The organism is Caulobacter sp. P4_E5 (assembly GCF_056401555.1).
Genome location: NZ_JBFUJD010000112.1, coordinates 1 through 12819, shown reverse-complemented (window position 1 = coordinate 12819; position 12819 = coordinate 1). Strand labels below are relative to the sequence as shown.

12 protein-coding genes are annotated in these 12819 nt (G+C 68.8%); 3 read left to right on the top strand and 9 right to left on the bottom strand.

The features are described 5' to 3' along the window. A partial coding sequence (locus tag AC1DSO_RS23030) for a glutamate--tRNA ligase (RefSeq protein WP_477071030.1) occupies nucleotides 1-572 on the bottom strand: 572 nt, incomplete at its 3' end. A gap of 171 nt (nucleotides 573-743) precedes the next feature. Between AC1DSO_RS23030 and AC1DSO_RS23025 the strand changes: the two genes are divergently transcribed. Both AC1DSO_RS23025 and AC1DSO_RS23020 read left to right on the top strand, forming a co-directional pair. Next, nucleotides 744-2906 carry a ComEC/Rec2 family competence protein gene (locus AC1DSO_RS23025; RefSeq protein WP_477071029.1) on the top strand — a complete coding sequence of 721 codons (2163 nt, stop codon included), beginning with the start codon at nucleotides 744-746 and terminating at the stop codon, nucleotides 2904-2906. 54 nt (nucleotides 2907-2960) lie between these two features. Then, on the top strand, nucleotides 2961-3728 hold the full coding sequence (locus AC1DSO_RS23020) for an isocitrate lyase/PEP mutase family protein (RefSeq protein WP_477071032.1): 768 nt from the start codon (nucleotides 2961-2963) through the stop codon (nucleotides 3726-3728). Nucleotides 3729-3855: 127 nt separating this feature from the next. Here the strand turns inward: AC1DSO_RS23020 and lexA are convergent, their stop codons facing one another. The 6 genes from lexA to AC1DSO_RS22990 form a co-directional block, all read right to left on the bottom strand. Continuing rightward, a complete protein-coding gene (gene lexA, locus AC1DSO_RS23015) occupies nucleotides 3856-4560 on the bottom strand; it encodes a transcriptional repressor LexA (protein WP_477071028.1) in 705 nt (234 codons plus the stop codon). Between the two features lie 171 nt (nucleotides 4561-4731). Continuing rightward, entirely contained in the window at nucleotides 4732-5589 is an 858-nt protein-coding gene (locus AC1DSO_RS23010; protein WP_477071027.1) for a class I SAM-dependent methyltransferase, read from the bottom strand. A gap of 50 nt (nucleotides 5590-5639) precedes the next feature. Then, nucleotides 5640-6440: a signal peptidase I gene (gene lepB / locus AC1DSO_RS23005; RefSeq protein WP_477071026.1), complete on the bottom strand. Its 801-nt coding sequence runs from the start codon at nucleotides 6438-6440 to the stop codon at nucleotides 5640-5642. Nucleotides 6441-6499: 59 nt separating this feature from the next. Further along, a complete protein-coding gene (trpC, locus tag AC1DSO_RS23000) occupies nucleotides 6500-7288 on the bottom strand; it encodes an indole-3-glycerol phosphate synthase TrpC (RefSeq protein WP_477071025.1) in 789 nt (262 codons plus the stop codon). Then, nucleotides 7285-8310, bottom strand: coding sequence for an anthranilate phosphoribosyltransferase (gene trpD, locus AC1DSO_RS22995; protein ID WP_477071024.1), 1026 nt, complete (start codon nucleotides 8308-8310; stop codon nucleotides 7285-7287). Before trpD ends, trpC begins: the two co-directional genes overlap by 4 nt. Nucleotides 8311-8318: 8 nt before the next feature. Beyond that, nucleotides 8319-8915, bottom strand: a complete 597-nt coding sequence (locus tag AC1DSO_RS22990) for an anthranilate synthase component II (protein WP_477071023.1) — start codon at nucleotides 8913-8915, stop codon at nucleotides 8319-8321. A 115-nt stretch (nucleotides 8916-9030) separates the two neighbouring features. Here AC1DSO_RS22990 and AC1DSO_RS22985 point away from each other — a divergent pair, with 115 nt between their 5' ends. Then, nucleotides 9031-9240, top strand: a complete 210-nt coding sequence (locus AC1DSO_RS22985) for a hypothetical protein (RefSeq protein ID WP_477071031.1) — start codon at nucleotides 9031-9033, stop codon at nucleotides 9238-9240. Between the two features lie 14 nt (nucleotides 9241-9254). On the opposite strand, the gene trpE is transcribed toward AC1DSO_RS22985, so the two are convergent. Next, a complete protein-coding gene (gene trpE / locus AC1DSO_RS22980; RefSeq protein ID WP_477071022.1) occupies nucleotides 9255-10790 on the bottom strand; it encodes an anthranilate synthase component I in 1536 nt (511 codons plus the stop codon). Continuing rightward, nucleotides 10790-12751 (bottom strand): peptidylprolyl isomerase, encoded by a 1962-nt coding sequence (locus AC1DSO_RS22975; RefSeq protein ID WP_477071021.1) that lies wholly within the window; start codon nucleotides 12749-12751, stop codon nucleotides 10790-10792. The genes trpE and AC1DSO_RS22975 overlap by 1 nt, the downstream gene beginning before the upstream one ends. Nucleotides 12752-12819 lie beyond the last annotated feature (68 nt).

The following is a 12819-nucleotide window of genomic DNA, read 5'->3' as shown; positions in this document are numbered from 1 at the left end:
TCGACGACCACGGCCAGATTATAGGTCGGGGCCCCGTCGGCGCGCAGCAAGACCAGATCGTCCAGCTCGATGTTCTTGAAGGTCACCGGGCCCTTGACCAGGTCATCGACCACGGTCTCGCCGTCCAGGGGGCCCTTGAAGCGGATCACGTGCGGGACCGAGAGATCGCCCTCGGGCGCGTCGCGCCAGGGCGAGCGGATGGCGCGGCCTTCGGCGCGGGCCTTCTCGCGGGCGACTTCCAGCTCCTCGACGGTCATCCAGCAGCGATAGGCGCGGCCCTTGGCCAGCATCGCTTGCACGACCTCGACGTGGCGCGGGGCGCGGGTGTGCTGGAAGACGACTTCGTCGTCGGATTCCAGGCCCAGCCAGTTCAAGCCTTCGAAGATCGCGGCGACGGCCGCCTCGGTCGAACGCTCGCGATCGGTGTCCTCGACGCGAACAAGGAACTTCCCTCCCGTATGTCGTGCATATAACCAGTTGAACAGCGCCGTGCGGGCGCCGCCGATATGCAGGAAACCGGTGGGCGAGGGGGCGAAGCGCGTGACGACGCCGGTAGGGATGGGGTTCGACATGGACTTCAAGGCTGCAGGAGGCGCCGGAATGGCGTCGGAAAACGCGGGCCGCGAAGCCAGGGCTAAGCGACTTGGGGCGGCGCGTCTTAGCACGCCGGTTCATGCGGGGCCTAGCGGTTTTCCGCATCGCGGCGAACTTGGATTAGCCGTCAAAAACGCAACGGTTTCCGCGTGTTAGGCGCGGAAGCGGTCGATATTGCGCCGGCGGCGCCCAGGGCGCGGTTCTCGCTGCGCGCCCTGGTGTCGCTGGTTGTGGCCGAACTGCGGGTCAATCAGGAGCGCGCCTTCCTGTGGGCGCCGGTGGCGTTGGGATTGGGCGCGGCGGGCTATTTGGAAGCGCGGACTGAACCGTCGCTGTGGGCGCTGGGCGGACTGGCCCTGCTCATGGCCATGATCTGGTGGGCGTTTCGGCGTTGGAACGCGCCGGCGATCTTGCTGGTGTTGGCCAGCCTGGCGGCGTTCGGGGCGGCTGGCGGTCTGGCGGCCAAGATCCGCAGCGACCGGGTGGCCGCGCCGATCATGGCCGGCGAAAGAGTTGTCCGGCGCGTGGACGGCTTTGTCGTCGACGTCGTCAGTCCCGGAGCGGGCGGCCCACGCCTGCTGATCGCACCGGTCGCGGTGTCGGGCCTATCGCCCAAACAAACGCCGCGCCGGATCCGGGTGACGATCGGCGAGGACGAGACCCCGGCGCCGGGCCAGGCGGTGCGGTTGAAGGCCATGCTGGGTCCGCCGCCGCCGCCGGCCGCGCCGGGGTCCTACGACTTCGGCCGCGACGCCTGGTTCGACTCGATCGGCGGGGTCGGCTTCGTGATCGGCGAGATCGACGTCGCCGCGCTCGACCCGCCGCCCTGGCGGCTGCGCTTGACCATGGCGGTCAATACGTTTCGCTGGGACCTGGCCCAGCGGATCCTGGCGCACATGGGTCCAGACAGCGGCGGCATCGGCGCGGCGATGGTCACTGGCCATGAGGCGTGGATCAGCCAGGCTCAGACCGACGCCATGCGGGCCTCGGGCCTGGCGCACATCCTGTCGATCTCGGGCTTGCACATGGCGATCGTCGGCGGCTTCGTGTTCGGCCTGGCCCGCTTGGTCGTGGCCGCCTGGCCGTGGCTGGCCCTGCGGGCGCCAGGCAAGAAGATCGCGGCGGTGGCGGGCCTGGTCGCGGTGCTCGGCTATCTCCTGATCTCCGGCGCGCCGCCGCCCGCCGAGCGGTCGGCGATCACCGCCAGCGTCGCCTTCCTGGCCATCCTGTTCGACCGCCGGGCCATCACCCTGCACGGCCTGGCGGTGGCGGCGCTGCTGATCCTGGCGCTGAAGCCGGAAACGGCTGGCGAGCCAGGCTTCCAGATGTCGTTCGCCGCCACCGCCGCCCTGGTCGCCTTGGCCGAGTCCTGGCCTCAGCCCGTGCGCGAGATCGCGACGCCGTGGTGGATCCGCTGGCCCCAGGCGGCGATCACTTGGCTGGCCGCTAGCGTCGCGGCCAGCCTGGTGGCGGGGCTGGCGACCGCGCCGTTCGCCATGCAGCACTTCAACCGCGTCGCCGTCTGGGGGCTGCCGGCCAATCTGGCGGTCGCGCCGTTGTCCTCGTTCGTGATCATGCCGTTTCTGGCGGTCGGAACCCTGCTGGAGCCGTTCGGCTTGGGCGGGCCGTTCCTGGCCGTGGCCGGCTGGGGCATCGACGCCATGGTCGGCATCGCCAACGGTTTCGCGGCCGCGCACGGCGCGCAGCGGATCGTCGCCAGCGCGCCGCCCCAGGTGCTGGTCGTGGCGTTCTTGGGGCTGATGATCCTGTGCTTGTGGCGGGGAAAGCTGCGCTGGGTCGGCGCGCCGCTCGCCCTGGCCGTCGCCTTGTGGCCCAGGCCCGCGCCGCCGGACGCCTGGATCGCCGCCGATGGCGCGACCGCAGCGGTCCGTTCGGGCGACGCGGCCGTCCTGCTGCGCACCGACGCCAAGCGCTTCGGCGCCGAGCTGTGGGCCCGACGGCGTGGTTTGACGCCCGCGACCTGGAGTCTCTACGCCTGTGACAAGCGGACCTGCGCGCCCGCCCTGGGCGCCCCGGTGCGGCTGTCGATCGCCTGGAGCCGCAAGACACCGGATGCCGAGACCTTGTCGGGCCTTTGCGTGCGCAGCGAGGTGGTGGTGGTCCGCGCGGCGGCGCCGGAGCGGACACCGCCGTTATGCGCCGACACCGTGCTGCTGACAGCCGAGGATTTCGAACGCGGCGGCGCGGCGGAGCTCTATCATCGGCCAGACGGCTGGCGCATCGTCTGGGCTCAACCGCTACGCGGCGACCGCCCTTGGAGCCGCCTGCTGACACCCCATGTCACGCGCTGACGCTAGAGATCGTCAGGAAACATGCGCGAACCAACGCGCCTGGAGGATTCAGTGATGTCGAACCCGTTCGCCGCCCGCCGCGCCGCCTTCCGCGCCCTGCACGCCGAAGGCTGTTTCGCCCTGCCCAACCCTTGGGACGCCGGCAGCGCCAAGCGATTGGAGAGGCTGGGGTTCAAGGCGCTGGCCTCGACCAGCGCGGGCATGGCCTGGGCGATGGGTAAGGACGATGGCCAGGTCACCCGCGACGAGGTGATCGCGCATCTGCGCTATCTGTGCGCTGTCACCGACCTGCCGGTGAACGCCGATTTCGAGAACGGCTTCGCCGAAACGACCGAAGGCGTCGCCGAGAGCGTGACCCTGGCCATCGAGGCCGGCGTCGCGGGGCTTTCGATCGAGGACTGGTCGGGGACGGGCCTCTACGACCTGTCGATCGCTGTGGAGCGCCTCAAGGCCGCCCGCGCGGCGATCGACGCGTCCGGCCAGGACGTAATGCTGGTGGGCCGCACCGAAGGCTATCTGCGAGGGATCCGCGACCTGGCGCCGACCCTGGAGCGCCTGAAGGCCTATGCCGCGGCGGGCGCGGACTGTCTCTATGCGCCGGCCGTCACCGATTTCGACGAGATCCGGGCCATCGTCCAAGCCGTCGCGCCCAAGCCGGTCAACGTGCTGTTCTGGGGACCGCAGATGTCGGTCGAGAGCCTGGGCGCGCTGGGCGTGCGCAGGGTCAGCACGGGCGGTTCGCTGGCCGCCGCCGCCTGGGCCGGATTCGACGCGGTCGCCAAGCGCCTAGCGGAGGAGGGGCGCCTGGCGCCGAAACCTTAGCTCCAACTGTCATCCCGGACGGTCCGAAGGACCGGTCCGGGACCACCAGAAACGCCGAGGTCGGAAAGCCAAGCACCCGTGGCGGTCCCGGCTTTCGCCGGGATGACAGCAGAATGAGCGAAAGACCTTAGTGGTAGCGGCGGATCAGGCCGACCAGCTTGCCCTGCACCTCGACCTGATCGGGGCCGAAGATGCGAGTCTCGTACTTGGGATTGGCCGCTTCCAGAGCGATCGAGCCGCCCTTCTTGCGCAGGCGCTTCAGGGTGGCTTCCTCGCCGACCAAGGCGACGACGATCTCGCCCGAGGTGGCGGTGTCGCCCTTCTTGATGATCACATAGTCGCCGTCGAGGATGCCGGCCTCGATCATCGAGTCCCCTTGCACCTCGAGAACATAGTGCTCGCCGCCGCCGAGCATCGACTCGGGCACTGGCAGGCGCTCGCGCTCGTGCTGGATGGCGTCGATCGGCGTGCCGGCGGCGATCTTGCCGAGGATCGGCAGCTCGCGAGTATCGTTGGCGGGGGCGGTCRCCGTTTGAGCCGGAGGCGGAGCGCCGCCGCCTTCGAACACTTGCGGGCGGAAGGCGCCGCGGCCCTTGGGCGGGGCAGTCGTCGTGGCCTGTTGCGGTAGCTTGACCACCTCCAGCGCGCGGGCGCGGTGGGCGAGGCGGCGAATGAAGCCCCGCTCTTCCAGCGCCGTGATCAGCCGGTGGATGCCCGACTTCGAGGCCAGGTCCAGGGCCTCCTTCATCTCGTCGAACGAGGGGGAGACGCCGGTCTCCTTGATCCGCTCGTGGATGAACATCAGCAGTTCGTGCTGCTTGCGGGTGAGCATGGCGACCTCGGCTGGAGCGCGGAACAAACCGCAAACCTCGCGAATGTTCTCTAGGCGTTCCGCATTAAAGTCAAGTCGAGGCCGTCGCGGCGCGGAAAATCCAGGAAAATCAAAGACTAGGTTGTGCCGCAGGGTAAATAGCGGCCAGAATCAAAAGCTTAACGAAAACTTTCACGCGCGCTTGCGGGCCACGATGATGTCCTGGTCCTGCAGCGGCTGGCGACGCCACACGCCAAGGGCCTGATTCAGCACGTCGAGGCCCAACGCGTCATACTGGACGAGGGTGGGCCCGAGGTCGTAGCCAATCACCGATTCCGGCAGCTCCGGCGTCGCGGTCCAGCAGCCATCGAGAGCGTGGACGAAGTCGAACGCGATCTGGCCATTGCCGGTGTTGGCGCGGGCCTCCTCGTCGATCAGGTACCAGGAGACGATGCTGACCCCGCCGGGCTTCAGCACCCGGGCGATTTCGCGGGCGAATTGCGCCTGGTCGGCGGCCAGCAGGTGGGTGAACACCGAGCCCAGCCAGACATAGTCGAAGCTGGCGTCCGGATAGGGAAAGACATAGGCGCTGGCGGGTTGCGAGCCTTCCGGATTGTACCGGTCGCTGTGCATGGCGGCATGGACGAATTCGAAGCGTGGGTCGCCGACGGCGATGTTGGCTTTGCACCAGTCGATGGCTTGGGCCATCACGTCGAAGCCGCTGTAGCGCCCGTTCTCATCGAGATAGTCGACGAGGGGCGCGGCGGCGCGACCGATACCGCAGCCGACGTCGAGGATGGCGTGGTGTGGCTGCAGGCCCGCCTCGATGAACAGCTGCTTGAACGCCTGGCCCACGCGAACGAAGTCGGCGTCGGCGGCGCCGACCAGGTGCCAGAGTTCCTGCGGCGCGGCGACGGCATTCGGATCGGCCGGCGGAGGCGCGATCGGGGCGGGTGTTCCGCTCAAGGCGCGACGCAGGCGGCCCAGGACGGGGCGCAGGGGCGCGGGCGTGGCGTTACGCAGCGCCGTCAGGAAAGAGCCGTCCCGCATCCGATTCCCTTTCGATCCGAAGCGGGCGGACCCTAGCGGTGCGCCAGGTTTCAGCCAACCTTTGGAGCGGGCAATTTGCGGAAGGTGCGGTCCAGGCGCAGGCCGTGGTCGTTCCACGAGAACAGCACTCGCTCGGCCCGCCCGACCAGGTTCTCCGCGGGAACGAAGCCCATGCCCAGTTCCGGCGGCAGGTCGGCGTCGCGCGCCACGTCCCACGGGCACGAGGCATAGCCCTTGGCCGCCCCGCCGGGGTTGAAGCGGCTGTCGGCCGAGTTGTCGCGATTGTCGCCCATCACGAAATAGCAGCCGGCCGGCACGGTATAGACGCCGGTGTTGGCCGCCGTGGTCTTGGCGCCGAAGCTATTGGTGGCGTAGGTCCGGCCGTTCGGCAGGGTCTCGCGCAGGTGGCGTACGGGGATCGGATAGGCGTCCGGCGCGCCGTCGGCGTCGATGCCGGTCAGGGTCTGGGTGGTGGCCGCGCCGTTGATATGCAGGACGCCATCGATCATCTGGACGCGGTCGCCCGGCAGGCCGATCACGCGCTTGATCACATCGGTGCGACCGTCGGACGGTTTCTTGAAGACGACGATGTCGCCGCGCTCGGGCGCCTTCTCCATCAGGCGACCATGGCCGACGGGCGGGCTGAGCGTGATCGAATGGCGGCTCCAGCCGTAGGGATATTTCGAGACCAGGATGTAGTCGCCGACCAGCAGGGTCGGCTGCATCGACTCCGACGGGATCGTGAACGGCTGGCAGAAGACCGTCCGTGGGACCAGGAACACCACGACCACGATGGCGACCGTCTTGGCGGTCTCGATCAGGCCTTCGGCCCAGCGCGGTTTCGTAGCCATGTATCCGTCTCCCCGTCTCGCCTCAGGGTAGGCCGGCAAGCTTGGCCAAATCGTGGCGCTTACCCGAGCAGGACCTTGGTGGCGGCCGTGACGTCGGCGTGGCGCATCAGGCTCTCGCCGACCAGCATGGCCTTGGCGCCGGTCGCCTCCATCCGCACTACGTCGTCGTGGGTAAAGACGCCGCTTTCGGTGACCAACAGCGCGTCCTTGGGCGCCAGGGCGGCCAGGCGTTCGGTCACCGCCAGGTCGACGACGAAGCTCTTGAGGTCGCGATTGTTGATTCCGACGAGATCAGCGCCCAAGTCGCCGGCGCGGGCCATCTCGGCCTCGTCGTGCACTTCCACCAGGGCATCCATGCCCAAGCGCTTGGCCTCGGACATCAGCTCGGCGGCCAAGTCGTCGTCGACCATGGCCAGGATGACCAGGATGGCGTCGGCGCCCAGGGCGCGGCTCTCGGCCACCTGCCAGGGATCGACCAGGAAGTCCTTGCGGATGCAGGGCAGGCTGACGGCCGCGCGGGCGTCGATCAGATAGGCGTCGGCGCCTTGGAAGCTCGGGCCGTCGGTCAGCACCGAAAGGCAGGCGGCGCCGCCGGCTTCGTAGTTCCGGGCCAGGGCCGGCGGATCGAAATCGGCGCGGATCAGACCCTTGGAGGGCGAGGCCTTCTTGATCTCGGCGATCAGCGAGAGCTTGCCGGGGGCGTGTCCATTGACCAGGGCCTGCTTGAAGCCGCGCGGCGACGAGGCGTTCCTGGCGGCAGATTCGAGGGCGGCCAGAGTGCGCCGACGCTTACGGTCGACGACCTCTTCAAGCTTGTAGGCGGCGATCTTGGCCAGAATGTCGGTCACGCGGCTACTTCCGAATTGGTGGCGGCCACGAGGCCGGCGAGGGCGGCCTTGGCGCGGCCTTTGTCGATGACGTCGGCGGCCAGTTCGATGCCCTCGACCAGGGTCTCGACCTTGTCGGCGACCAGGAAGGCGGCGGCGGCGTTCAGCAGCACGATGTCGCGATAGGGGCCAGTCTCACCGTCGAACAGGCGGGTGAGAGCCGCGGCGTTGAAAGCGGGGTCGCCGCCGGTGATGTCAGCTAGTGAGGCGCGGGGCAGGCCCACGGCCTCGGGCGTGATCTTGAATAGGCGCACGACGCCGTCGCGCCATTCGGCGACCTCGGTCTCGCCCGTCGTGGTCAGCTCGTCCATGCCCGAACCGTGCACCGACCAGGCGCGCTCGGCCCCCAGGGCGCCCAGCGCCTTGGCGATCGGCTCGACGAAGCGCGGCGCCGGGACCCCGACTATCTGCCGCTTGGCGCCGGCCGGATTGGTCAGCGGACCCAGCAGGTTGAAGATGGTGCGGAAGCCCAGCTGCTGGCGGATCGGCGAGACGTGCTTCATCGCCCCGTGATGGGCCTGGGCGAACAGGAAACAGATGCCGGCGTCGTCGAGGGCCCGGCGCTGCTGCTCGCGGGTGGCGTCGATATTGACGCCCAGGGCCGCGAGCACGTCGGCGGTGCCGGACTTCGAGGTGATGGCGCGGTTGCCGTGCTTGGCGACCTTCAGCCCCCCGCCAGCGGCCACGAAACCGACGGCGGTAGAGATGTTCAGGGTGTGCAGGCCGTCGCCGCCGGTGCCGCAGACGTCGATGACGTCGTACGGATGCTCCAGCGGCACGGCCGCGCGGCGCATGGCGCGGGCGCAAGCCGCGATTTCTCCAACAGTCTCGCCGCGCAGACGCATGGCGGTGACCGCGGCGGCCACCTGGGCCGGCGTCGGCTCGCCCCGAAGGCAGGCGGCGAAGAATACTTCGGCGTCGTCGTCGCCCAGGGTCTGGCCGTCGGCCAGCTTGGCCAGCAACGGCTTGAAAGCGTCGGACATGGCGCGGCCTAGACCCAGACCGCCGCGTCACGCTTGACGCCCGCCAGGTCGATGAAGTTGGCCAACATCTGGTGACCGCCCTCGGTGGCGATCGATTCCGGATGGAACTGGACGCCGTACACCGGGCGGGTCTTGTGCTGCACGCCCATGATCTCGCCGTCGTCCGTCCAGGCGGTGACCTCCAGCTCGGGCGGCAGGTCTTCGCGGCGGACCGCCAGGCTGTGATAGCGCGTGGCGGTGAACGGGTTGGGCAGGCCCTTGAAGATGCCCTTGTCGTCGTGGCGGACCTTGCTGACCTTGCCGTGCATGACCGACTTGGCGCGGATCACTTCGCCGCCATAGGCTTGGCCAATCGCCTGGTGGCCCAGGCAGACGCCCAGGATCGGCAGGTCGGCCGGCGCGCCGCGCAGCAGCGGCAGGCAGATGCCGGCCTGGTCCGGAGCCTTGGGCCCCGGCGACAACAGCACGGCGGCGGGACGCAGGCCCAGGGCCTCCTGCACCGTCAGGGCGTCGTTGCGGTAGACGACCGTCTCGGCCCCCAGCTCATTCAGATAGTGGACGAGGTTGTAGGTGAAGCTGTCGTAGTTATCGATGACGAGGATCATGACGCCGCCTTTCGAAGTGCGGTTCTAGCGCGGGGGAAGTCATTGTGTAGCGGCATTTTCACCTGCGGCCTTCAGTTACGGTTACAGCGGTCGCGGTCTCGAGCATCATATGGGTATGGACCCGAGTGATTCCGCCCTGGACCCTGTCGCCGTCGCCTATGTCCGCGCGCTGCTGCGGCCGAAGACGCGCATCCAGAAGATGGCGCCGGTGTTGGCCGCCGCGGCCTTCGCCGCGTTCTGCGCGCTCAGCTTCGCCACGGTGATGGTGCTGGCGCCACCGACGGTCACTCAGCACCTCCCCGACGACCGGCTCGGCGGTCCCTAGAACAGCCCTAAGGCTCAGCTGAACCGCCAGGCTTCCTCGGCCGCGCGCTTGAGAGCGCGGGATTTATGCAGGGTCTCGTCATACTCGGCGTCGGCGTCGCTGTCGGCGACGATGCCGCCGCCTGCCTGGACATACATCATGCCGTCCTTGACCAGCGCCGTGCGCAGCACGATGCAGGTGTCGACCGAGCCGTCGGCCCCGAAATAGCCCACGGCGCCGGCATAGCCGATGCCGCGCTTTTCGACTTCCAGCTCGTCGATGATCTCCATCGCTCGGACCTTGGGCGCGCCCGACAGCGTGCCGGCGGGCAGGGCGGCCATCAGCACGTCGACCGGATCGACGCCGTCGGGCGCGTTGCCCTCGACGTTCGAGACGATGTGCATCACGTGGCTGTAGCGCTCGATCTTGAAGCTTTCGGTGACGCGAACCTGCGGCCCCTTCGGCATTTGGCTGGGCTGGTTACGGCCAGCCTCGCGCAGCATGGCCACGCGGCCGACATCGTTGCGGCCCAGGTCCAGCAGCATCAGATGCTCGGCCCGCTCCTTGGGATCGGCCAGCAGCTCGGCTTCCAGCGCCTTGTCTTCCTCGGGCGTGGCGCCGCGCGGCCGGGTGCCGGCGATCGGGCGGATGGTGATCTTGCCGTCGCGCAGGCGGACCAGGATCTCGGGGCTGGAGCCCACGAGATTGAAACCGTCCAGGTTCAGGAAGAACAGGAACGGCGACGGGTTGGTCCGGCGCAGCGAGCGGTACAGTGCGAACGGCGGCAGGTCGAACGGCGCGCGGAAGCGGTGGCTGGCCACGACCTGGAAGATGTCGCCGGCGGCGATGTAGTCCTTGGCCTTGGCCACGACCTCGGCGTAAGCGGCGCGGCTGACCGGGGTGGTGAAGGCCATCGGGTCACGCGCGGCGCGCGGGGCGTCGTGGGCCAGCGGGCGATGCAGGTCGGCCATCACGGTTTCGATGCGCGCGCGGGCGGCGGCATGGGCGTCCTTGGCCGAGACGCCGGCTTGCGGGCGCACCGTCGTCGTCAGGATGATCTCCTGGGCGATGGCGTCGAAGATGGCCACGATCGACGGACGGGTCATGATCCCGTCGGGCAGGCCCAGGGTGTCCTCGTTGATGTCCGGCAGGCGCTCGACCAGGCGGACGAGGTCGTAGCCCAGAGCGCCGAACACGCCCGCGGCCATCGGCGGCAGGCCCTTGGGCAGTTCCATGCGCGCCCGGGCCACGAGATCGCGCAGGCTGTCCAGCGCGCCGCCGGGCTGGGCCGTGAACCGGCCGGCGGCGATGTCTTCGCCCTCGGCGATCTCGGCCTGGTCGCCGCGGCAGCGCCAGACGAGATCCGGGTTCATGGTCACGATCGAATAGCGGCCGCGCCAGGCCCCGCCCTCGACGCTCTCGAACAGGAAGCTGTAGGGACGCGCCTGGGCGATCTTCAGATAGGCCGAGACCGGGGTCTCGAGATCGTCGATCAGGCGAGTCCAGACGACTTGCTGGCGCCCGGAATCATAGATTTCCGAGAAAGCGTCGTAAGCGGGTTCCAGACTCATCAGTCGGCTTTCTTTCCAACCTTGGCGGCGTCGGCCTTGGCCAGGGCGTCGGTGTCGACGCCGATGGCCTGGCGGGCCAGGGTCAGGTTGCTCTTGGTCTTCAGCTGGGTCTTGGCGGCGTTGCGCGAGGCTTCGCCGAGGTCGCGCATCAGGCCGCTGGCCGTCTGCGTCTGGGCGTAGGCGGCGATCTGGGCGACGGCGGCCGGCGGCGCGGCGTGGACGGTTTCCAGCTTGGCGACCACGAAGGCCTCGCCCTGCTGGCCGGCGCGGGCCACGAAGGCCTCGCCGGGCTTGGCGTTGAAGGCCGCGCCCAGGAACTCGCGGCCCAGGCCCATATGCTGCTGAGCATTCTGGCGGGACAGGCCCGAGACCTTCTGCACCTGCGACTGGGCCGAGGCGGCGACGGCTTCCAGCGACTCGCCCTTCTTGACGCGAGCGGCCAGGGCCTCGGCCTTGGCTTTCAGGCGCTTACCCATCTCCTGGCCCAACCAGACAGCCGTCAGCTGCGGCTTGATCTCGGCCAGGGGCGGCATGGCGGCCGGAACGACCTTTTCGACCTTGACGGCGTAGTACTCGCCCTTGCCCAGCTCGACGAGTTCGCTCTCGCCGCCTTGCGACAGGCCGAAGGCGGTCTTGACGATGTCGGGAGTCAGGCCGACGACCGGCTGGCCCGTCTGGTCGGCGCCTTGGGCGGTGATCGGCGCGGTCGTGACGACCATGGCGCCGGCCTTGCTGGCGGCGGCCACCAGATCAGCGCCGCCGTCGTGGGCGTCCTGATAGGCCTGGGTCTGGTCGTAGGCCTTGCTTTGCGCGGCCTGGGCGCGAACCTCGGCCTCGACCTGCGAGCGGACGCTCTCCAGCGTCGGGACGACGCCCGGTGTGACCTTGGTGACCTTGATCACCGAGACGCCCAGCTCACCCGTGATCGGAGCGCTGACCTGACCGACGGCCAGGGTGAAGGCCGCGTCGGCGACCTTGCGGTCGGGCACGGCGCTCTTGGGTTTATCGGTCAAGATGAGCGGCGTCTTGCCGAACGCTTTGGCGACGACGGTAGGATCCTCGCCCTTGGACAGGCGCTGCGAGATGGTGGCGGCGGCCTTGGCGTCCGGCGCCACGATCTGGATCATCGAGCGCGTCTCGGGCTTGGCCAGGCTATCCTTGCGGAAGTCGAAGGCCTTCTGCACGTCGGCTGGGTTCAGGGCCACGGTCGGCTCCAGCGCCTTGGCGCTGACGCGCATGATCGACAGCACGCGGGTCTCTGGACGCGTCAGCCGCTCGGCGTTTTCCTTCATGAAGGCGGTCAGCTGGGCGTCGGTCGGCGGCGCGGGCTTTTCGATCGAGGCGGGATTGATCGCGAAGGCGGCGATGTCGCGCGCTTCCATCAGATAGGCGCCCTGCAAGGCGGCGTAGACGCGCGGGGCCTTCATGCCGGCGCCGACGGCCGAGAAGAAGTGGGCCTGGGCGATCTCGTCGCGCAGCGAGGCCTCATAGGTCTGCGGCGTCAGATTGTTCTGGGCCAGCAGGGCGGCGTAGGCCTGCGAGTCGAACTTGCCGGTGATCGGGTTGAACGGGCGCTGGGTCGCGGGCAGCTGGCTCATCTGCTCGTGGACGATGTTGCCGACCAGCTTGTCGGACGGGGCCACGCCCATGTCGTGGATCGCCGCGGCGATCGATTCCTGCAGGGCCAATTCCTGGAGGATCTGGCGATCGACGCCGCGCTCGACCGCCTGGTCGGGCGTCAGCGGCTCGCCGTTACGCTGCTCGATTTCCTTGCGGTAATTGTCGAACCGCTGCTTGAAGTCCTGGGCGGACAGGGTGCGCGAGCCAGCGCTGACCACGCCCGAACCGCGCGGGCCTTTGAACACGTCGCTGATGCCGAAGATGGCGAAGCTGACGATCAGCAGGCCAAACAACAGCACCGCGAAGGGCGATTTGGCGAAGGTGCGGAAACCGGCGAGCATGCGTGCGTAAACCTTCCAGTCGGATCGCCGAACGATTGAGCGCGGCGGTCGAGAGCAGCGGGTATAGT